Source organism: Devosia sp. Leaf64, from assembly GCF_001421945.1.
GTDB lineage: Bacteria > Pseudomonadota > Alphaproteobacteria > Rhizobiales > Devosiaceae > Devosia.
On sequence record NZ_LMLO01000012.1, the window covers coordinates 1,830 to 23,737 of the forward strand.

General features: G+C 54.2%; 16 protein-coding genes, 2 pseudogenes and 1 other annotated feature. Of the genes and pseudogenes, 12 read left to right on the forward strand and 6 right to left on the reverse strand.

The annotated features are described in order from the left end of the window. Positions 1-522: 522 nt before the first annotated feature. Entirely contained in the window at positions 523-1,293 is a 771-nt protein-coding gene (locus ASE94_RS05640) for a Crp/Fnr family transcriptional regulator (RefSeq protein WP_062629571.1), read from the reverse strand. 632 nt (positions 1,294-1,925) lie between these two features. Here ASE94_RS05640 and ASE94_RS05650 point away from each other — a divergent pair. Then, positions 1,926-4,610: a GAF domain-containing protein gene (locus tag ASE94_RS05650; RefSeq protein WP_082460964.1), complete on the forward strand. Its 2,685-nt coding sequence runs from the start codon at positions 1,926-1,928 to the stop codon at positions 4,608-4,610. An 815-nt stretch (positions 4,611-5,425) separates the two neighbouring features. Here the strand turns inward: ASE94_RS05650 and ASE94_RS05655 are convergent. Together ASE94_RS05655 and ASE94_RS05660 are read right to left on the reverse strand one after the other, a co-directional pair. Further along, the gene (locus ASE94_RS05655; RefSeq protein WP_062629574.1) at positions 5,426-5,836 is read right to left on the reverse strand and encodes a DUF1810 domain-containing protein; all 411 of its coding nucleotides are present in this window, start codon (positions 5,834-5,836) and stop codon (positions 5,426-5,428) included. 322 nt (positions 5,837-6,158) lie between these two features. After that, positions 6,159-6,668: a ferritin-like domain-containing protein gene (locus tag ASE94_RS05660; RefSeq protein ID WP_062629575.1), complete on the reverse strand. Its 510-nt coding sequence runs from the start codon at positions 6,666-6,668 to the stop codon at positions 6,159-6,161. Between the two features lie 172 nt (positions 6,669-6,840). Here ASE94_RS05660 and ASE94_RS05665 point away from each other — a divergent pair, with 172 nt between their 5' ends. The 4 genes from ASE94_RS05665 (at position 6,841) to ASE94_RS05680 (ending at position 9,583) form a co-directional block, all read left to right on the forward strand. Further along, positions 6,841-7,677: an SDR family NAD(P)-dependent oxidoreductase gene (locus tag ASE94_RS05665; protein WP_062629576.1), complete on the forward strand. Its 837-nt coding sequence runs from the start codon at positions 6,841-6,843 to the stop codon at positions 7,675-7,677. 91 nt (positions 7,678-7,768) lie between these two features. Beyond that, on the forward strand, positions 7,769-8,257 hold the full coding sequence (locus ASE94_RS05670) for a GNAT family N-acetyltransferase (RefSeq protein WP_082460966.1): 489 nt from the start codon (positions 7,769-7,771) through the stop codon (positions 8,255-8,257). Next, positions 8,257-8,943 carry an SOS response-associated peptidase gene (locus ASE94_RS05675; RefSeq protein ID WP_062629578.1) on the forward strand — a complete coding sequence of 229 codons (687 nt, stop codon included), beginning with the start codon at positions 8,257-8,259 and terminating at the stop codon, positions 8,941-8,943. The genes ASE94_RS05670 and ASE94_RS05675 overlap by 1 nt, the downstream gene beginning before the upstream one ends. Before the next feature lie 10 nt (positions 8,944-8,953). Beyond that, positions 8,954-9,583: a glutathione S-transferase gene (locus tag ASE94_RS05680; protein WP_062629579.1), complete on the forward strand. Its 630-nt coding sequence runs from the start codon at positions 8,954-8,956 to the stop codon at positions 9,581-9,583. 1,047 nt (positions 9,584-10,630) lie between these two features. Here the strand turns inward: ASE94_RS05680 and ASE94_RS05690 are convergent. From ASE94_RS05690 to ASE94_RS20590, 3 genes and pseudogenes are all read right to left on the reverse strand, one after another. Next, complete coding sequence (locus ASE94_RS05690; protein ID WP_062629581.1) at positions 10,631-12,409, reverse strand: methyl-accepting chemotaxis protein; 1,779 nt, start codon at positions 12,407-12,409, stop codon at positions 10,631-10,633. A gap of 342 nt (positions 12,410-12,751) precedes the next feature. After that, positions 12,752-13,076 (reverse strand): annotated as a pseudogene (locus ASE94_RS21450) (AAA family ATPase); the annotation flags it as partial. Between the two features lie 86 nt (positions 13,077-13,162). After that, positions 13,163-14,285, reverse strand: a pseudogene (locus ASE94_RS20590) (transposase). Further along, positions 13,897-14,013: a sequence feature (AL1L pseudoknot), on the reverse strand. It overlaps the preceding pseudogene by 117 nt. Positions 14,286-14,944: 659 nt before the next feature. Here ASE94_RS20590 and ASE94_RS05705 point away from each other — a divergent pair. From ASE94_RS05705 to ASE94_RS05735, 7 genes are read left to right on the forward strand one after another with little or no spacing between them, the layout of a single operon-like run. After that, positions 14,945-16,288 carry a UDP-glucose/GDP-mannose dehydrogenase family protein gene (locus ASE94_RS05705; RefSeq protein ID WP_062629584.1) on the forward strand — a complete coding sequence of 448 codons (1,344 nt, stop codon included), beginning with the start codon at positions 14,945-14,947 and terminating at the stop codon, positions 16,286-16,288. Positions 16,289-16,342: 54 nt separating this feature from the next. Beyond that, positions 16,343-16,909, forward strand: coding sequence for a dTDP-4-dehydrorhamnose 3,5-epimerase (gene rfbC, locus ASE94_RS05710; protein ID WP_062629585.1), 567 nt, complete (start codon positions 16,343-16,345; stop codon positions 16,907-16,909). A 1-nt stretch (position 16,910) separates the two neighbouring features. Continuing rightward, positions 16,911-17,978: a dTDP-glucose 4,6-dehydratase gene (rfbB, locus tag ASE94_RS05715; RefSeq protein ID WP_062629586.1), complete on the forward strand. Its 1,068-nt coding sequence runs from the start codon at positions 16,911-16,913 to the stop codon at positions 17,976-17,978. Continuing rightward, entirely contained in the window at positions 17,978-18,868 is an 891-nt protein-coding gene (gene rfbD, locus ASE94_RS05720) for a dTDP-4-dehydrorhamnose reductase (protein WP_062629587.1), read from the forward strand. The genes rfbB and rfbD overlap by 1 nt, the downstream gene beginning before the upstream one ends. A gap of 34 nt (positions 18,869-18,902) precedes the next feature. Continuing rightward, a complete protein-coding gene (gene rfbA, locus ASE94_RS05725; protein ID WP_062629588.1) occupies positions 18,903-19,769 on the forward strand; it encodes a glucose-1-phosphate thymidylyltransferase RfbA in 867 nt (288 codons plus the stop codon). A gap of 50 nt (positions 19,770-19,819) precedes the next feature. Next, a complete protein-coding gene (locus ASE94_RS05730; RefSeq protein ID WP_062629589.1) occupies positions 19,820-21,070 on the forward strand; it encodes a lipopolysaccharide biosynthesis protein in 1,251 nt (416 codons plus the stop codon). Positions 21,071-21,074: 4 nt separating this feature from the next. Beyond that, a complete protein-coding gene (locus ASE94_RS05735) occupies positions 21,075-21,890 on the forward strand; it encodes a hypothetical protein (protein ID WP_062629590.1) in 816 nt (271 codons plus the stop codon). Positions 21,891-21,908 lie beyond the last annotated feature (18 nt).

The following is a 21,908-nucleotide window of genomic DNA, read 5'->3' on the forward strand; positions in this document are numbered from 1 at the left end:
GGATAATTCTCGGGACGCCCAGACTCCCTCATGGTTTAGCCCTGGTCTCCACGCGTCTACTTAGCTTTATCCCCTAGATTGGCCGGAGTTACTTGGGGAGACGCCAGGAGGCGTTGGGCTGTCAGGTAATCGTAAGCTAGACTATGGCATCCTCCGTGTAACTGCGAAGGCCACCCCATGATGCCACCGGATCGCTATAGCAAGGGTGCAATGATTGCTACAGGGATCGCCGTGATCGTGGCACTGTGCGTTTTCAGCCTTCTGCTTTTTAACGCGTTCGCTAGATTACCCCCATCCGAAGACGAGCCGTGGAGCGTGATGTCATACGACGAGCGGTTGGCCACGGAACGCTGAAACTCGCTCAGGAAGAAGTTCGAGAGCGGCATTGCTGATCCCATGGCGATCATAAGCGTCGCTGCCGAGGCCTAGGGCAAGGAACTTGGAATCGCCGGGGTAGGGTAGGCCACCTTCTGAGCGTTCAACTAACACAGGATGGTTGTCGGAGTTTTCGAGCGGTCTATCTCACTGCAATTTCGCAGAAACCATTGCGGCCCGCGCCTGAAAATCGCGAGCGATCCGAATGATTTCAGCGTCAAACATTGCCAGTTCTGCCAAGGCGATGGGGCGAGGCAGGGTGACTTTTTGGCCATCGGTCATGACCAAATCCAGGCTTCGAAAATGCTGTAGCGTCCTGTTAAAGTGAACTGTGCTCATGCCGACGATGTCGGCAACTTCACTCTGAACAAGGGGCAGTGTGAAAGTATTACCGTGAAGCATCCCCATCGCACTGAGCCGAGCAAAAATTTCGTAGAAGAAATAGGCGACACGCTCTTTCGCATTACGTTGACCGAGAAGCAGCAGCCATTCTCTTGTAACAGCGTGACGAGTGAGCTCTTCATAAAACAGGGCCCGTTCAAGACGTGGCCGGTTCTCCACCAGCGCGATGAAACTGTTTCTGTCAATTGCGTGAGCCCAAAGCTCGGTGGCGGCGACAACGGAGTCCGTGGCGCCAAAGGGCATAATGATGCCTTTGTCGGTAAGCTCTCCCGGTAGAAGAATGGCACTGATCTGACGGCGGCCGTCTGGGAGAACACGCTGCCTTAGAGCCCAGCCAATTGCTGTCAGCCAAAGAACATCTGATCGGTCACCCTGTTGGACCAGGGGATCGTGCTTATCGAAACGTATCGGGGGGCCAATGATATCCTGGAATGCCTCAATGTCGGCTTCCGGAATAGCGCCCGCACCAGAGAGCCTGTGTGCAAACAACCTGATGGTGGAATTGAGCTGGATCATCCAAATCCTTTCCCACCGTCGAAATATCCGCCTGTTATCTTCCGCACTCTAAACATAATTGAATTTTTTTAGGCCCACCAAACCCGCGAAGGTCAGATTGTCGCTTGGTTCACAAATTCAGCCTACCACCGCTTTTTAGTAACGTTCCATCTTAAGCGTGATACGATGAACCACAAAATGTGGATTTCTTATGCCTCGGTTTTACTTCGATACCGTCGAGAATGGTAATGTGTATACTGACACGATGGGAACCGAACTTTCTTCACAAATCGAAATTCCTAAATCGGCCAGCCGATTTCTCGCCGAACTTGCCCAAGAGTTTCTGCTCCTACATTCAGGGGAAAAGCTTGCACTTGAGGTCCGTGTGCGGGACCAATTTCACACTGTGTTGCACGTTTCTTCCGTGATTTACCTTGCGAAGAACAATCTTTTAGACCCGCAATGAAGCGCGCTTGCCACCCCACCTTTGCAGTAAGCAGCGATGGGTATCCCACCGTTGCCCTAAATGCCTTTGGTCCTTGAATCAGTGCCGCCAGATTTGGTCTCTGGGATTCCCGTGTTTCGATAACATACGTGTGTCGTTATTTTTTCCGGAGATGTCATAAGAGCCTGTGCGTTGGGGGCGGGTAACCATGAGACAGGTCATTGGTGGTGGTGCTTGCGGAGATATCCTGCGTTCAATCGGAACTTACTCGTCTCTGGGGGGCTCCGACGAGTGGCCTGGCTCACTGAGGGCGACGGTCAACCTCGTGTTGAATTCCCGCCAGCCTATGTTCGTGGCTTGGGGGCCTGAGCTTACTTTTCTCTACAATGACGGCTATGTGCCCATACTCGGGAGGCGTCACCCTTGGGCCATGGGCCAGCCGTTCAGACAGGTCTGGCCTGAAATTTGGGAAGATATTGAGCCACTAATCGACAGGGCGCTGGCCGGTCAGGCGAGCTGGATGGAGAATATGCGCCTTGTCATGGAACGTCATGGCACTCCGGAGGAGACTTGGTACACATTTTCCTATTCGCCGGCATTTAACGACGACGGCACCATCGGGGGCATGTTCTGTTCATGCATCGAGACCACAAATCAGGTTAAAGCCCAGCGCCTGTCCGAATATCGGGTTCTTCTTGATGAGGAACTGCGGTCAGGCAGCGACTCTGCCGAGACGATGTATCGCGCTTCCATGCTCCTGGGCCGCAAGCTTCGAGTGGCAAGGGTAGGCTACGGTGACATCGACACATCGGGTCAATTCGTCACTGTTGAACGAGACTGGACAGATGGATCCGTGTCTACCGTGGCGGGAACACACCGTATGGAGTCGTTTGGCCCCGATATTATCGCTGAATTGCGGACCGGCAAAACCATGTCGGTGAACGATGTGGACACCGATGCAAGAGTAGGAAGCCGGTCGGAAGCCTTCGCTGAGATTTCAACGCGATCAGTCTTGGCGGTTCCCCTTCATCGCTACGGCATTTTCAGGGCTATGCTTTATCTGCATCATCACAGCCCAAGGTCATGGACGCCAGAAGATATCTCCCTCGCGGAAGAAACGCTCAAGCGCACATGGGATGCGGTCGAGAGGACCCGAGCCGAGGCATTGCTTCGCAAAAACGAAGAACGATTACGGTTTCTTGACAGTCTCGGGCAGGCGACCATCGCCATAACAGATGCTGACTCCATCCTTCAGTTTACCACACGGCTCGTAGGGGAATATCTGGGCGTAACCAGTTGCGCTTACGCAGACATGGATGAAGACGGAGATGGTTTCACGATTAGAGGCGACTGGTCTGAAGACGGATCCACAATTGTCGGTCATTACAGCTTGGCTGATTTTGGCGAGCTCGCGGTCGAGAGGCTGAACGCGGGGCAGCCGCTTGTCATCAATGACAATGCTACCGAAATCGCACCGCATGAAGCGGCGACCTTTCAGGCGATCGGGATCCGAGCCACAATTTGCATGCCTTTGGTCAAGCAGGGAAGGCTATCGGCCTTAATGGCGATCCATGATAGGGTTCCAAGACGCTGGACCGAACGTGAGTTGTCTGTTGTGTCCGCGGTGACTGAGCGCTCTTGGGCACATATCGAAAGAGTTGGCGTCGTCGCTGAGTTGGCAAATCTGAACCGAAACCTTGAGGCCATGATCGAAGAGCGGACGCTCGAGCTCATGGCTGCGGAAGAGAGCCTTCGCCAAGTCCAAAAAATGGAAGCTGTGGGGCAACTGACAGGGGGGCTGGCTCACGACTTCAACAACATCCTTGCGGGCGTGGGTGGTAGTCTAGAGCTTATGGCCAGACGTCTCGAACAGGGACGGGTCACGGAAATTGGCCGCTACATCACTGGGGCGTCGGAGTCCGTGAAACGGGCCGCTGGGATCACTCAGCGAATGCTTGCGTTTTCACGCCGTCAAACTTTGGATCCCAAGGCAACAAATGTCAGAGCCCTCATCGAGGGTATGAGCGAACTCATATCCCGTAGTGTGGGACCGTCTATTTCTGTCAAGGCCAGCCTGGATGATGAGCTCTGGTGCTCTTTTATCGATGCAGTCCAACTTGAAAGTGCGCTTCTCAATCTCTGCATAAACGCGCGTGATGCCATGCCAAATGGTGGCGCAATCACCATTAGCGGACAAAACTATAGCGTCGGTCCAGATGACTCCAAGAAGCTTGGCCTGACCATTGGGGACTATGTTCGCGTCTCTGTCCAAGACACCGGAACCGGCATGCCACTCGACGTCATCGCACGAGCGTTTGATCCGTTCTTCACAACCAAGCCCATCGGCAAAGGTACTGGTCTGGGCTTGAGCATGGTTTACGGCTTCGCTGGACAGTCTGGTGGCAACGCCCAAATTTCGTCCACGCTGGGAGAGGGGACGACCATCACTCTGCACATCCCGCGCTATGAGGGCCTTTTTGAAGAACCATCTCAAGCGGAACAGTCTGAGAAAACCTATCAGGCGGTCGAGCAATTACCGATCTTATTGGTAGACGATGAGAGCCTCGTCAGGATGTCGGTTGCGGAACAGCTAGAAGACTTCGGTTATAGGGTTGTAGAGGCACAGGATGGTCCATCAGCGATGTTAGCGTTGGATCGCTTGACCAGGATCCAGATGCTGATCACAGACGTCGGTTTGCCAAATGGAATGAACGGCAGACAATTGGCTGATGCGATCAGATCGCGGTTTCCTCAGCTCCCTGTTCTATTCATTACTGGATATGCGGAAAAGGAAGTGCTCGATAACGGTGATCTGAGCGACAATATGGGCGTTTTGACCAAACCGTTTACGTCCAAGCAGCTGGCAGAAGCAGTGGGAGTGCTGCTTCAGTAGAGAGATCTTTTAGGTTCTCGCGCCACCTCGAGCTGCGTCCGCGAGCCTTCAACCTGATCCGCCGACACGGCAGATCAATTGCATAGCTATGGGCATGATGAGCGATGCGCCAACCACCTTTAAGGAAAGAAATTTCTGCAAAGATCGTACGCCTAACTTGCAGCAATGGACCTTAGGCCCGCGACGAATACATTGCAGCAGCAGCCCGTTAAATCGCTTTTGCTTATTGGTAGTCTTCGTAAAGCTTTTGGCGCCACATCATGATAGCTGATCTACGATACGCGGCGGAAGTACCCAGTGATGCAGTTTCGGTACGTATATATTGGGACGACGGTCAGCCGGTAGGCTCGATCGATGTGCCGCCAAAATTGGAGAACTGGATTGAAGCGGAGAACTTGCCTTCCCTTGAGCCCCTGCCTGTAACGTCAGCAATAGCCTATGCCATCGTCTTGGCGTCTCGGATTGACGCCGATCTCGTAGTTACAGGAGATCCTTCGGCCTGGCTGAGCACGTGGGGAAAGCTCATATCAACACCAACAAGATGGAGCGATATCTGCTTAGCAACATAAGACAGGTGAGACTAATCAGGATACAGCATGTCAGCTGCGAGTCCTCGGGGCCAAATGCCGTTTGGAACCCGATCCAGTGCTCATTGTGAAAACCGTCGGTAACGTCCAGACTGCTCAGCAGAAGCTGAAGCGCTTTTTTGCCATGTGACTCATTTTCGCTAACCCTGAGGCTTAATGAACCAAGGCGCTCGAGCCCGCTCGACCTTCATCCCAGCGGCCCAGGCATGTCTGCACACTAGGTCTCCGCTACAATAGCCGGCGAAGAGTTTCAGGGTCTTCGTGGCCGCGATAGAACTCCAGAATTACTTCGGAAAATATGGGCTCGTCAGGTGCAGCGTGTTTAAAGAGCGTCATGCATGACCGGAATTTTAGATCATCTGGGCTGCTGAGGATTTCGTAAGCAGTCTTTATACCTCGATGTTTCAGGATGGCTTTCGTAGCTTCACGCAGTCTGGAACCAAGAACAGGGTGCGAAAAATACTCTCGAGCGTGGCTGAGTCCCGTCAGCGAGAAGCGTTGTGACATTTCCGAATGCCCCAATCCTAGCAACTGAGGAAAAGTAAACCACATCCAATGGCCCTGTTTTTTTCCTCGCTCCAACTCTGACAATGCCAAAGCGAACGTGTCGGCCTGCGCATCGATAAAATGCTGAAGCATTCAGCTTCTCCTGGGATGAATGTAGCACGCATCAGCATGCTTCATGTGATCCGTCCTGCACCCCGATAATTATGACAACGTGTCGTAAGCCTGGTACCGGCGGTGAAGTAAGAGTTAGCCTTGCAACTGGCTATGACGCGGCCGACACTTACTCTCAAGACATCCGCGCCCCGTGTCGATGAGGCGGTATCCAAACCTCTGCGGGGCGGCGACAGCGTCGCCTTACCATTATCCACTTTTCAGACGCCAAAGCCTCTTTAAGGAATTCCTTGGCCGTCGTTCAGCGAAGTATAAGGGACGCTGGTCTTAATCCTCGGTCCAATTACTTCTTAGCGGTCGCGCCTGCCTCGTTAAGCGCGGCGAATTTCAGCGTGACTGTGGCGATGTTTTCATCGAGCCATTGGGCCATGGCAATCTCTTCTTGGAGGTTCAGTTCGAGGTCGGAAATGGCTGTCTGATTGCCGCTGGCATTAGCCAGAGCGATTAGAGACTTATAGGCGGCGATCTCAAAGTTCTCGAAGGCAAAGTTCGCCATGGAATTTTTTAAGATTTCGTCTGGAGCAACGGTATGCCCGACGGCGGCAAAGGTTCCTGCCAGAGACAAGGCAAGATCCTTGAGGCTCGATTTGTCTTCGCCTAAGGCGTCAAGGATTGTCTCAAGACGCCGAATTTGCCCTTCAGTTTCCCTGATGTGTCGCTGCAGCTGAGCTTCGACTTCAGGATAGGTCTCGATTCGATTGGCCTGTGGCTTCATTATCGAAAGCGCTTGGTTTTCCATCGCATGTGCATTGCGAAGGCCGGTGATGAAAAGGTCGCGAGAGGAAGTCGTCATAGCAATCTCCTGTATGAGCGGAACGAACGACACCCGCTGCTCGGAGTTGCGCAATCTATCCAAGGTGTATTGGCCGAGGCGCCATCGGGGATCGCAATAAAGATCATCCTCCCTTTGGCCTATTAAAAACCAAAGTTGAATTATTATCAGGGCTCTCTAGGAAATCAAAGTAATGAAAGATGTAGTGGCGCTTGTGACCGGTGGCAGTCGCGGAATTGGCCGAGGAATTGCTCTTGCTTTATTAGCTGAAGGGGGAACGGTGCATGTCACCGGCCGGACGATGACGGAAGAGCAGGCTAGGGCACATCCACAGGGCTCCGGCTCCTTGGAAGGGTTGCGCGCGGAGGCCAAAGTTCTGCCGGGGCGTCTAGTGTTGCACCGATGCGATCATGGCATTGATGCAGAGACCGAAGCTGTTCTCGAGCAAGTTTGTCGCGACCGTAGGCTGGATATTTTGGTGAACAATGCATGGCCTGGTTACGAGCGCATGGTGGAGAACGACGACTTCACTTGGGCTCGGCCTTTTTGGCAACAGCCAACCTGGCGTTGGAACTCAATGATAGACGTGGCGCTGCGCTCGGCCTTCATAGTGTCCAAGATGGCAGCGCCCACTATGATCGATCAAAGACGTGGACTGATCGTCAATATCTCTTTTTGGGCGGCTGAGATGTTCAACGGCAATGCCATCTACGGCGTGGCAAAGGCGGCCACAAATAAGATGGCTTTCGACTTCGCGCATGACTTGAAAGCTCACAACGTCGCATCTCTCGCACTATATCCTGGATTGGTTCGAACCGAAGCAGTCATGCGGGCCGCTGAGTTTTTTGATTTGTCCAACTCGGAGTCGCCGCAGTTCATTGGCCGTGTCATAGCCGGCCTATGGAAAGACGCAGAGTTGATGGAAAAATCTGGCAAGGTGCACGTCGCGGCGCACCTGGCCAAAGAATACGGGATCTCAGACATCGACGGACTCAAACCACGTCCGCTGACTGCATCTGACATTGTATAGCTTACCGCCTCTCCGTGTGCGTGGTGATGAGCTTGGAGGAGCGTGGGATCTGGTGCGGTGACTGGGAAAGCCAGCAGAGCGAGTGGGAAATATGAAAACCAAACAAGCTTCGCCGACGATCGTTCGAATGCGCAAGTTTATCGACCATGAACTTACTGCATTGCCGGTGGCAGGCGTAAACATAGGGCGATTTGATGAAGCACGTCACAGATTGCAAGCGCACCTCCTTCTTCACAGTGCCTACAGCAACGGGCTTGGGTACGTCCCCGACGTCGACCCTTGGTGGAAAGGAGTCTCCAGCGACGAAGAGTTCGATCCTGCGTTGCTGACAGTCGCAGAAAACGAGTCCGGCGAAGTTATCGGGTTTCTGCATGCTTGGGATTCGGGATTCGTAAAAGATGTGGCGGTCGCAGCCTCAGCTCGCAGGCGCGGTATCGGAACGGCTCTCCTGAATGATATCTTCCATGCCTTCAAACGTCGGGGCGCCAGCAGGGTCGATCTGAAGGTCATGTCAACGAATTACGCGGCCATTGCGTTATACAAAGCTGCAGGAATGAGCGTTGTTAATGAGGTAGGTTGATGTGCGGACGCTTCACCAACGAGCTGACTTGGGCGCAGCTTCACGCACTCTACAAGCTTGCTGACGAGCTTTTCCCGGTTAAGTCGAACCTGCAGCCGCGGTTCAACATCGCGCCGACACAGGATGTGGATTTCGTCCACCTCGATAAAGCCGGGAACATGGAGCTCGACCGCGGTCGGTGGTGGCTGGTGCCGTTTTACGCCAAGGAGCTGCCAAAGAACGCCATGTTCAACGCTCGCATCGAGGGCGTCGACACGTCCGGCGCTTTTCGCGAAGGCTTCAAGTCGCGACGCTGCCTGATCCCCGCAGACGGTTACTTCGAATGGACGAAGTCGGAAATCGACGGCAAAAAGGATCCCTGGCTTTTACAGATGCCAGGCGGCGCGCCTTTCAGCTTCGCCGGCATATGGGCCCATAACGACAATTTAGGCGTGACAAGCTGCACCATCATCACGGCGCCGGCGGTGCCTGAGATATCTGACATTCATGATCGCATGCCGATCATCCTGCCGCCAGAGGCTTACCGCACGTGGCTAAACACAGAGATCCAAGGCAAGGAGGCCAAGGCGCTTCTGCTCGATGCCCAAATCGACAGTCAGCTTGAATTTCACCGGGTCAGCCGCGAGGTGAATTCCAGTCGCTATGAAGGGACGGATACCAAAAAGCCACTGATCAACTCGCTATAGGGATGAGCAAATGATGAAACTTTATGGAGTGCGAGGCTGGGGCTCGGGTATCGTTGAGATCATGCTGTCGTTGTCCAAGATCGAATACGAGTTTGTTGACGTCACAGGCTTTGATAAAGATGGATCTCCTCGGACTAAACTGTTGGCCGTTAATCCACTCGCCCAGGTTCCGACGCTCGTATTGAAGAGTGGTCAGGTCATGACCGAGACTGCTGCGATCGCCTTGATGCTGATCGATCGAGTGCCTGACCTTGCTCCACCCGCCGGGACCCAAAGACGCGAAGAGTTCTACCAGCTACTGATTTGGCTTGTGGCCAACGTCTATCCGACGTTCACGTATGGTGACTATCCGCATCGATGGTCGCCGTCAGCTCAACGAGAACTTCGGTCTGCAACCGACCACTATCGTCAAAAGCTTTTTCTCTGGCTGGAAACCAAGGTTACGGCGCCATTCGCGATGGGCGAACAGGTGACCGCAATAGACGCGTATCTGTCAGCTATGACGTCATGGCGTCCGGGCGCTGCCTGGTTTTCCGAGCATTGCCCAAAGATTTTGGAATGTGCTCATTGTTTGGAGGCGGTGCCTTTAGTGACCTCGGTCATTCACTTGAATGGTTGGTCTCACATCAAAGGGGATTAGTCTAAAACCACTTCATGTAACCAATATCGATTACATCCACCCATCCAACAACTCATTCTGCAACTATGAAGCTCGCCCACTATCAGCACATCGATTCCAGTGACGGCCTTTGGCATCTCGTTCTCGATCTTGAGAAATCCACGACAATTCCGGAGCATCAAGCTCACATCGACTGGAAACTCTCCGAGCCTTGCTCTGATCAGCTTCTTCATCGATATTCAGAAGACCTAAAGGCTTCCGGATTTGCTGTCTTCAAAGGGCTTCCACTGGTTTCGCCCGGTGCGGAGCCTGTCACCGAGACGTAAGCCAGCTTTTGCTATCGTCGTCAGACGATGAAGAAGCCGCGCTACAGCAAGAAGGCAACATTATTGGGTGCGATGTTCGTTTTCGCTCTCGCTGCTTTCCTGTGCTTTATGATCCGGCAGGCATTCCCAGGTCTTACTGCCTCAGGAACATAGTCCATACGCGATTTTGCGCGATTGTCGTTGAACCTCAGCAGTTGGCCTCATGGCCAGCCAGCCTCGTCACGGCCTTTAGCGACACAATCCACGCAACGCCCCCTACGGCAGGCATCGGATGGCCCGGTAAAGGGGGTCCGAACCATGAAGTCATCAATCCGCTGTTCTTAAAGCGAGGCGCATCAGCAAGGGTGAAGTCCCTGTGGTCATGGCAGTCAAGACCAATATATCTGATATCGACTGCAGGGGAAATTTAGATCAGTTCAAAGCCGCAGGCGGCGAGGGAGACTTCGTTTCTGCGCCCATTGGTCACGCATTGTCGTTCGAGCCTGCTTTTTGGACGCAACACGTAGGCCAATACCTTCAAAGCCTAGCGGATTAAGGAAAACTAGGAGGGCGGCGTTGCGACCCACCTAGCACAAAAGCCGACAGTCCGCTACCTACCCGTTGCGGACGCCGCCATCTAACTCGAGATGTTCTACGACTGTCATTATGATCGTCGGCTCACGCTAACATTGTCCCATGAAATTGGCAGTACTAGCCACCACAGTGTCATATCCCTCAAAGTCAGATGACTCAGCACGGTGGCTCAAAATTCATTCCAATCTGCAGAAACAGCCGCCGATCCGCTCACAGCGAGCCTGGGGACGCCGTGTTTTGCGTGGTCTGTAGATGCCCGGGTGTGCTGAACACCCAATCGCGAACTATCGACAACGAACACTTCGACCAGGCTATCTAGCCTACTCGCCTGGCTCTCGGTCTGCTCAATGGCTGCGTTTGTTTGTTCCACCAAAGCTGCGTTGTGTTGAGTCATCTCTTCCATCTGCCCCACTGCAGAATTGACCTCCGCGAGCGCTGTTGCTTGTTCTCCGTTTACACGCGCAATCTCGTCCATGAGGTCTGCGTTTTCTTGAACGCGGTTGACCGACGCACCAAGACGCTCAGTGGCGAGCGCAACGAGATTTGTTCCTTGCGCGACAGCTGTGTTCGATTGCTCGATCAAACCCTTCACTTCTTTTGATGCACCTGCGGCTGATTGCGCAAGCCGCCGAACCTCCACGGCGACCACGGCGAAGCCTTTCCCCGCATCACCTGCGCGTGCCGCTTCAACCGAAGCGTTGAGTGCTAGTAAATTTGTTTGGAAGGCGATGTCGTCGATCAACCCGATAACACTCGAGATTTTCGATGTTTGAGACCTGACTTCGTCCATGGCCAAATTGGCCTGTTGCATAACCTGTCCAACTTCCGCAGCCCCTAGTGCGACTTCACGAGCATTGCTTCGTGCCGCGTCGGTCCGTTGAGCATTCTCAGCGACGTCCTGCAACAGCTGCTCTACAGCGGCGCTCGTCTCCTCATTTGCAGCAGCTTGTCGAGTGGTTCGCTGGGCGAGGTCGTTTGCGCCAGCCAGGATCTCACCCGTAGCTGAACGCAGCACACCTGACGTCTGGCGGAGTTCATAAACAATGCCACGCAACCGGTCGACAGTGTCATTGAAGGCTAGCCGTACTTGCTCAAGTTCCCCCGGGAAAGCGTTTTGGAGGCTACAGCGAAGATCCCCCTCAGCGAGCACGGCAAGTACAGCGCTCAGTTCGCTTACAGCCGCCTTACGTTGTGTGATGTCGTTGGCATATTTTACAACTTTATAAGGACGTCCATTGGCGTCGAAAATGGGATTATAAGATGCTTGTATCCAGACTTTACGTCCATCTTTACCAAGCCGCTGATACTCACCCGACCAAAACTCCCCGGCAGCCAGCTGGCTCCAAAACTCGCTGTAAGTGGGTGATTTGGCCTCTTCGGGCGTAACAAACATACGATGATGCTGACCGCGTATCTCCTCCAGTCGGTATCCCAACGCTTTACAAAAATTGTCGTTGGCGGTGAGGATTGTACCGTCTAGTGAGAATTCGATCACTGCTTGGGAGCGGGAAATAGCTGCAATTTGGCCTTGGGCGTCTGCTGACGCATGGTGGCGCTCGGTGACATCACGTGCCACCTTAACAATCCGGTACACTTGCCCGTCAGCCCCGATAAGGGGGTTATAGGATGCCTCGATCCAAACTTCCGTACCGCCCTTGGCAAATCGCCGGAACTGAGCGCTTTCGTACTTCCCTGTCGCGAGCCTGCTCCAGAACTTTTTGTATTCGGCCGATGCTGCATAATCCGCGTCGAGGAAAATACTGTGAGGTTGTCCCTGAACTTCCGCCAGAGTGTATCCCATGACCGAGAGGAAATTTTCGTTGGCTGTGATGATGGTGCCATCGGGCTGAAATTCGATCATAGCCTGCGACAGGTTAAGCGCGGTTACAGTATCAGCGTTGACGGAATTACGAGTGGCATTTCGACTCCGAAACAGTCGGAAACTCATCTTGCATGTATTTCTGTTAAGTAATGCATCGGCGTGGTCATCGAAGCCCAACTTTAGCTAAGCTGGCCTCACCCCACATGTCGCTGTACTAACGGGCCTAGGAACACGCTGGATCCTCAAAATACGATGTGAGCGTTCTGGTTAGTTACCCGAATATAAACTGGGTGACTGCCGCCCCCCAGTTTTGGAGGTCCGCCACGCACCGTAATTGAGAGCTGCCACGCATGGCTAAGGTTCGTGTGCTATCTTGATGTGAAGTTATACGGGTGTGAACGCATGGATACCCAGCGGGTCGTAAAGCGCCAATTCTTCATCTGTGGGAGACTCGAATAGGTGTGATCACCTGAAGACGTCATTCCGTGAGATTTCGAACGTATCGGCTGGACGCGCAGCGTTCCGGTTGGCGATCCTGTTCCAGAGCTCCTCGAACGGAACATCAAGGAAGCATTGGGCGACCTGCGCACCAGCGGCGAGCGTCTTCCCGGCAGGCGTCTCGTTCTGCCCGTGGCCACACTCCCCCAATCTACCACGACGCTGCAGTCAAGGCGAAGGACTTGGAGTGCGATCTGCCATTGCAGATGCTCAACTCGGCTGCGGCAGGGCCCATGTTCAGCTTCTGGCGTGGAAATTCGGGGTAATGCCTATGCATCCAGTGGTCGCTGGTCAGTAAGCGGTGTCCTACCCCCACCTTTCTCCCATTTGTGAGCCATGAGATTGCGCACTGATTAANGCCAGAGGCCATTTGGTCTAAACCTATGCGGTCATCACCGGATCTTCCAGTGTGGCGTAGAAGTTTACCTTGGCTTCTGTTGGCGGGCTCTCAACAACCGCCTCGAGCAGCCTATAGTGATTGAACCAAGGAACCCATTAAAGAGTGGCGAGCTTCATCTCATAGCCGCGCCAGGGGTAGGGTTGAGAGCTGGCCTCTGCCTTGCAGAAACCGTTGATGGTCTTGCCAAAGCACTGTCATGAGAGTCCCCATCGCTGCCCACTGACGGCTCAATGCCGGCCTCGGCCAGCCCCATGGGCAGTCCGCTACGCATGCCATTCGACGAGGCGACGGGCAGAGGCATCGATGATTTCGGCTCAACTGCGCAGCATTTTTCGCGAGCCCAAGTAAACGAAGTTGGACCATGTGGCGACATGGGTGAAGTCCGAAAGCAGGAACTGATCAGGTGCAGGGGCATGAAACTGACGCTTGCCGTGATCGAGTGGGCAAGGAGCTAACTTGTCGCTGATTGTGGTGCGAACTGGCTTCCTTTGAGTGCCCCCCGCAGGCCGAGGCTCCAGGATAAGTTTTTGCACCGTGCATCTTGCAACATCGACCCCTTCCCGCTGCATCTGTCGCCAAACCTTGCACGCCACAGACCGAAAAGTTCTCGGCAACGACCCGCATGACCTTGGGCCTCAAGGGCTTCATAGCGTTGGGCAGGCGTCGACGGTCGCGCGGGACCAAGCCGCTAGACAACATGCTCATGCTAGTTGGACGGGGCGACTGGCCAAGCCCAACAGATCGGCTCGACCCCGTAACAACCATGATGTTCTCCAATAAAGGCGAACATCGCTTCAGTGGGCGGTCGAGCTACGCCTCGGCGAAGTGTGCGGGAGGCTTTGCGTAGGATCTCAATGGCCTGCCGCAGTCCCAATTCTCCCACTCCAGAGCCTTAAGCTTCTCTGCCACATCGCTCGGCGCGCTGGCCACCATCGACCTTGGCCTCCTTCACCCAGTCGTTAAGGAAGTGGGCCGAACAGCCGATCTTCTGGAAACCGAAACCACGGCAGCCCAGCGCGACGGATACTCCCCGCCATGCTCCAGCACCATCCGCACCGCTCCGGTCCGCATATCAGGGGAATACTTTTTCGTTGTCCAGCTAATAAAGCTCCGTTTTACTTGGGAGCCAGAATCGGCGATAGCCCCTAGCGGGTTATGCCCACAAGGCATTCTGTCTCGCGGGTCTTTTGGTTGCGGAAGCGCGCAACACTCGAGACCCTAAATTCGTTCTGGTCTCCTGAGGATGATCCCTGCTCCGGTTTATTTTCAACTGCATCAATAGTTTAATGATTAAAAAACTGGTAAAATTCGTCCAAATTCAGCATACTGAGTTGGATCAGAGTCCAAAAACCAGTTAGAAAACCGATCGGTCACTCGGATATAGAGTTGGTCCGGGTAGCGCAGGACGAACCTTTGAAAAAGTTGAGGACTAGACTTTTGCTGGCTCTGGCAGCTGGGGCTCTTGTGGTCTGGAGCATGATCCTACCGGTAGTTGGACTGCTCTACGTAGTAGGCGTCCTTAGGTAACGACAACTACTGAAGACTTGGACAAGGCGCGTCTAATCGGCCCATGGCATTGGTTTCCCCTTTCCGACTAAATGCATGGCCTCTATGCAAAAGACTGCTACCCACGAAATCCGTTGAAATTCATAGGATTTACCTTCCTCCGCGCGCTAACCATTTCTGAAAATACGAGGTACCTTGGCTTCTCGCGCTAATTCTTTGAGTGTAATGAAGCCTCAAGCATACTTGGGGACACTTTTATGCACATCACGATGATTGGCAGTGGTTACGTCGGCTTAGTCAGTGGCGCCTGCTTTGCAGATTTCGGCCACGACGTGACCTGCGTCGATCTTAACGAAAAGAAAATCGAAGCCCTCAAGAACGGTCAGATTCCAATCTTCGAACCCGGCCTCGATACCTTGGTCGCGAACAATGCCAAAGCAGGCCGCCTGAAGTTCACCACCAACCTGGCTCCCGCAGTTGCAAAAGCCGATGTGGTCTTTATCGGGGTAGGCACACCATCGCGCCGCGGCGACGGCCATGCGGATCTTTCCTATGTTTATGCTGCCGCTGCCGACATTGCCCGCGCCGTGCAAGGCTTCACCGTCGTAGTGACGAAGTCGACTGTCCCAGTTGGCACTGGCGACGAAGTCGAACGGATTATCCGCGAAACCAACCCGGGCGCCGACGTGGTTGTCGTTTCGAATCCGGAATTTCTGCGCGAAGGCGCTGCCATCGACGACTTTAAGCGTCCCGACCGTATCGTCGTTGGCTTGGAAGACGAGCGCGCCCGCGACGTGATGACCGAAGTCTATCGGCCGCTTTACCTCAACCAGGCGCCGCTGATGTTCACCGGCCGCCGCACAGCTGAGTTGATCAAGTACGCCGGCAACGCTTTCCTTGCGATGAAAATCACTTTCATCAACGAAATCGCCGACCTGTGCGAGCGCACCGGCGCCAATGTGCAGGATGTTGCGCGCGGTGTCGGTCTAGATGGCCGTATCGGCAGCAAGTTCCTCAACGCTGGCCCGGGCTATGGCGGCTCATGTTTTCCTAAGGATACATTGGCCCTGGTGAAGACCGGCCAGGATCATGACTCCCCTCTTCGCCTTGTCGAAGCAACCGTCGAAGTCAACGACCGCCGCAAGCGTGCCATGGGCCGCAAAGTGATAACAGCAATGGGTGGCAGCGTCCGCGGTAAGACGATCGGCATTTTAGGACTGACCTTTAAGCCAAACACTGACGATATGCGCGACGCGCCTTCGATTGCCATTGTTCAGGCGCTCCAAGACGCAGGAGCAAAAATACGCGCTTTCGATCCCGAGGGGATCGAGATGGCAAAGCAGGTGATCAACAACGTCGACTATGCCGATGACGCCTATGACGTTGCCGATGGCGCCGATGGACTTGTGCTCGTTACGGAATGGAGCGCATTCCGCGGCCTCGACCTCAAGCGTCTTCACGCGGCGATGAAAGGCAACACCTTCGTCGACCTTAGAAATGTGTACCGGCAAAAAGAAGCAGAGGCCGCCGGCTTTTCTTACACCAGCATTGGACGCCCTACGGGCGTCGATCAGTCGGCTGGTACGATCGCCGCCGAGTAGATGACCTCGTCGATCCTGTGATCGATTGAGCGACTGTACAGATGGAGTGGGGGAATGAACCTAGACAAAACAGCGTTGGACGGCGTGGTGGAGATCGTCCCCAGCCGGCACGGCGATCATCGCGGGTACTTTTCGGAAACGTTCCGGGACGATTGGTTTCAGGCGAACGTCGCCAACTTTGCGTTCGTGCAGGAAAATCAGTCGCTCAGCCGCGCTCCCGGCGTTTTGCGCGGCCTCCATTTTCAATCCAATCCTTCCGCTCAAGGCAAGCTTGTGCGCTGCATCTCCGGTTCGATTTTCGATGTTGCCGTCGATATTCGGGTCGGCTCGCCCTCTTTTGGCAAATGGGTCGGCGTGACCCTCACTGCTGAAAAAGGCAATCAGCTATGGGTGCCCCCCGGGTTCCTGCATGGCTTTTGCACCATGGAGCCAGACTGCCTGGTCGCCTATAAGGTGACGGCCTATTACGACCGCGCCTGCGACAAAGGCGTAAGCTGGGACGACCCGGCGATCGGCATCGACTGGCCAGATATCGTCGATCCCACACAGCTCTCGCCAAAAGACACGCAGCAGCCCCGCCTCGCTGACCTGCCGAAATACTTCACCTTCGAGGGACACTGACATGCGGGTTCTCGTTAGCGGCGGCGCCGGCTTCATCGGATCCGCGCTCGTGCGTTACCTTGTTATCGAAAAGGGATATGAGGTCCTGACGGTCGACAAGCTGACCTATGCGGGTAATCTCCAATCGCTCAAACTGGTCGAAGGCCGGCAAAACCATCGGTTCTTGAAGGCCGACATTTGCGACCGGCGGGCAATGGATGAGGCGCTTGAGAGCTTTCGTCCGGACCGTGTTATGCACCTGGCCGCTGAAAGCCATGTCGATCGCTCGATCACTGGCGCGCAGGACTTCGTCCAGACGAATGTCATCGGTACGTTCACCCTCCTCGAAGCGGCGCGGGCTTACTATGGCAAGCTTGACGCAGAGGCTCAGGGGCGCTTTCGGTTTTTGCATGTCTCGACAGATGAGGTCTACGGTTCGCTCGGCGATGAAGGTTTTTTTACAGAGACCACGCCATATGATCCCAGCTCGCCCTACTCGGCCTCGAAAGCTGCGTCGGACCATTTGGCTAAGGCTTGGGAACGCACCTACAAGATGCCGATCGTGGTCTCGAATTGCTCGAACAATTATGGGCCCTATCACTTCCCCGAAAAGCTGATCCCGCTGACTATTCTCAATGCTCTCGCCGGCAAGGACCTTCCCGTCTATGGCAAGGGCGAGAATGTGCGCGACTGGCTCTTTGTCGAAGATCACGCGCGGGCGCTTGATGTCATCATCGAGCGCGGCCGCATTGGCGAGACCTACAATGTCGGCGGCCGCAACGAACGCCGTAACATCGATGTCGTGCGCCGCATTTGCAGCGTGCTCGATGACCGCGTGCCCAGTACTCAACCGCGCGAAGAGCTGATCCGGTTCGTAACCGACCGACCAGGTCATGATGCGCGCTATGCGATCGATGCGACCAAGCTTGAGAATGAGCTCGGTTGGCGCGCCCTCGAAAACTTCGATACCGGAATCGAAAAGACGGTGGATTGGTATCTCGGCAATAGCTGGTGGTGGGAGCCGCTGCGCGATCGCTATGCTGGCGAACGCCTCGGTGTATTGCCTGCTGCGTCGGCGAAGGTTGGCTGATGCGCCTTCTCGTCACCGGCAAGACCGGACAGGTTGTCACCGCCCTTATCGAGCGTGGCGCCGCGACAGGGATCGACATTGTTGCTCTCGGACGGCCGGAATTTGATATGGCCAATGCCCAGGCTGGCATGGACGCGATCGCAGCGGCAAAACCAAACGCCATTGTATCCGCTGCAGCTTATACAGCAGTCGATAGGGCAGAAAGCGACGAAGCGGCAGCAGAAGCTGTCAACGCTACAGGGCCAGGCGTGGTCGCGGGCATTGCAGCGCAACTGGGCGTACCCGTGATCCACCTGTCGACTGACTATGTCTTCGACGGGAGCAAACCCGAGCCTTATGTCGAGACAGATCCGACCAACCCGCTTGGTGTCTACGGTCGGACCAAGCTGGGTGGCGAGCAGGAGCTAACAGCTGCGACGCCCAACCATGCCATTCTTAGGACGGCTTGGGTCTATTCGCCCTTCGGCAATAATTTCTTGAAAACGATGCTGCGCGTTGGCGCGGACCGGCCCGAATTGCGGGTGGTTGCGGATCAATTAGGAAATCCGACATCGGCATTAGATATTGCCGACGCTGTTCTTCAGGTGGCGCGCAACCTGATAGAGCAACCAGACAATCATGAGCTCCGCGGCGTCTTCCACATGGTGGGCACTGGAGAAGCCAGCTGGGCGGACTTCGCGACAGAAATCTTCGCGATCTCCAAGCAACTGGGTGGGCCATCACCAAACGTGTCCCGCATCACTACAGACGAATACCCGACGCCAGCGCGGCGGCCGGCCAACTCAAGACTAAACGCATCCAAACTGCAGAACATCCATGGCGTGGCACTACCCGCCTGGCAAACCTCAACCCGCGCCACGATCGCTCGGCTCCTGGCCAGCACCGTTTGATGCGCATGACGATTTCTTTGGAGCAGATACGATCATGAAGGGCATCATCCTTGCCGGCGGCAGCGGTACCCGTCTTTATCCAATCACCAAAGCTGTCTCGAAGCAGCTTATGCCGGTCTATGACAAGCCGATGATCTACTACCCGCTCACCACGCTCATGCTGGCGGGCATCAGAGACATTCTCATCATCACGACGCCTCATGACAGTGAGGGCTTTAAGCGCCTTCTCGGCGATGGATCGCAATGGGGCATATCGCTGTCCTATGCGAGCCAGGAACATCCCAATGGCCTCGCCGAGGCATTCATCATCGGGGCCGATCATGTCGCTGGTGGTCCCTCCGCCCTGGTTCTCGGAGACAATATCTTCTACGGCCACGGGCTACCGGAACTGATGAATGCCAGCACGGCCCGCCAGAGCGGCGCCAGCGTGTTTGCCTATCATGTGACCGACCCTGAGCGGTACGGCGTCGTTGAATTCGACACCGACATGCGCGCTGTATCGATCGAAGAGAAGCCCATAAAGCCGCGCTCCAACTGGGCAGTAACGGGACTTTATTTTTACGACGAGCAGGTCGTCGACATTGCCGCAAACCTCAAACCATCCCCACGCGGCGAACTTGAGATTACAGATGTGAACCGAACCTATCTAGAAAGGAGCGAGCTGTCAGTTGGACTGATGGGTAGAGGTTACGCTTGGCTGGACACGGGCACGCCAGACAGCCTCCTCGATGCCGCGCAGTTCGTCGCTACACTTGAAAAGCGCCAGGGATTCAAAATTGCATGTCCAGAAGAGGTTGCTTACCGCATGGGCTTCATTGACGTGGAGCAGATCTCGAAGCTCGCCTTGGAGCTAAGAAAAAGCACTTATGGCGTATATCTCAGCAGCGTGGCCAAAACGTAAGTTCGTGAAATTCCGGCCGCCATAAATTTCTATCAGATCGAGAAAAATCCATGCGCTATTTCGTGGCCATCGCCTCGCGTTACGGCGCCATAGTGATCCAGTTCGCAATTGTAGTTCTTGTGGCTCGCTCACTAACGCTGAGTGACGCGGGAATCTATTTCATCGCCTTCAGCTTGGTTGCCACCCTTTTCCCACTTGCCGGCCTCGGCATGCCCGATGGAATGGTAAAGGCTGTCGGACTCGCAATTGCCACCAACCAGGATGGATCTGTATTACCAAGCGTAAAACGTGCTGCACTCTACACTGGTCTGACGACAATCTGCTGCGGGCTAATTGGCATGCTAGCTGCTTCGTTCGCAGGGGTAGAATTTTTCCTCAGCTTTGCAATTGCCTGTTGGTGGGCACTTTATTGCTCTGTTTTTTTCTTCAGCCAACTGTTGGTAGCTCTTCATAAGCCCGGACCAGGAGCCTTCTTTGGATATACAGCTACTAATTTTGCCTATCTTGTAAGTCTCATTCCCTATCTATTCATCGTCCATAACCCAACCGTTCTTCAAACGCTTTGGATAGCTGTGCTTGGATCGGCAATTTCTGCGCTTTTCGCGGGGTTATATTCAGTGCGAGCATTGGCGCCGTACATCTCTTCAAGCGACGTGACAAATCCAAGCCCTATGTTCCGAGTAGGATTTAGCCTGGCCGCCTCCCGTCTTTTTCAGGCATCGCTTGCATGGACTCCAATCTGGACCACGGCTTACATCCTTGGCCCGGAGGCATCTGCAGTTTATTCAGCCGGAGGCAGGCTGATGGTGGGAGTAACTGCCGTTGTGGCCTCATTAAGGTTTGCTGTACGGCCAGAGATAATCAAGAAAGCAGCTCTTGCAGATTGGCGAGCTATAGAGCGCTTGGGCCGCATTATCTCACTCGGTTCCACGGGCCTCGCAGTTGTTGCGTTAGCGGGCGTCTTAATTTTCGGCCCTTTCGTCATCCCACTAGTTTTTGGACCAGACTACGTTCAGGCGGTTCCTGTCCTAGCCGTGCTGTTAATAGGTGCCATAGGGGAAGGCATCGGCGGGCCAGTAGACGAGGTACTCAAAATGACAGGATACCAGCAGTTCGTACTGATGACCGTGGTAGTTGCAGCACTCTCTATAGTGTTGTTGTCCGTCACATTCTCTCAAGGCGGGGTAGTTGCAGTCGCCGCCGCCCCCGCGATAGTTTTTTGTGTGATGTACGCGTCACAGGTACGCTTCCTATACAAAAAGACAGGCGCCTTATTAGGCCCTCTACTACCTCGGAATTAAGAAAATGAAGTTAGCAATCATATACGTTCTTTATAGATCGTACGACGTGCTTGAAAAAATGCTATTAGATCAGGATTGGAAAACAATATCCAATCTAGATATCGATATTTTTGTGGTCGACAACACCACTGGTTCAGAAAAAAGAATTGATTACGCAGACCATTGTAAATTGAATTACGGCGTCAACGTTCTCGATCCTCAAGATAACTTAGGATATTTTGGGGCACCCAGATGGGCGTTAAAGAAAATTTCCAACCCTGAAGATTATGACTATGTCGTAGTCTCAAATGTGGATCTGACATATTCAATCGTGGATATGTTCAAATCGCTTCAATCGAAGAACGCGAATGAAAGTAAAGATGTCGGCATGTACGCGCCTTGCCTGGTAGACGATCGCGGCCAAATGACAAGACAACTTCACTATTACAGCAAGCCCAGTAGGAAAAAATACGAATTTCTTTCAAAAGTGTACAGTAACTACGGGACAGCGTTGATCCACCGACTTGCTGCCGATGTGAAGAGACGCATCAGACGAGAATCTAGCCCCAATCTGCAGCCATTCCTTTTTGCGCCGCACGGAGCGCTGATGATTTTCACAAAGCGCTATGTGCAAATTCCCGGCAGTTTCGACCATCCAGCGTTCTTGTTTTGCGAGGAGGTTTTCGCAGGCGCAAAGTGTGAGGCGGCAGGGCTACGATGTGAGCTTGCGCCAGACATTGCCTATCAGCACGACAATCATGGCTCGATGGGCAAGATACCATCGCGCGCGATAGTTGAATATCTTCGTCAAGCTCATCTAGCCGCAGCACAGTGGCTATGATGGCCGACCGTAATGGGA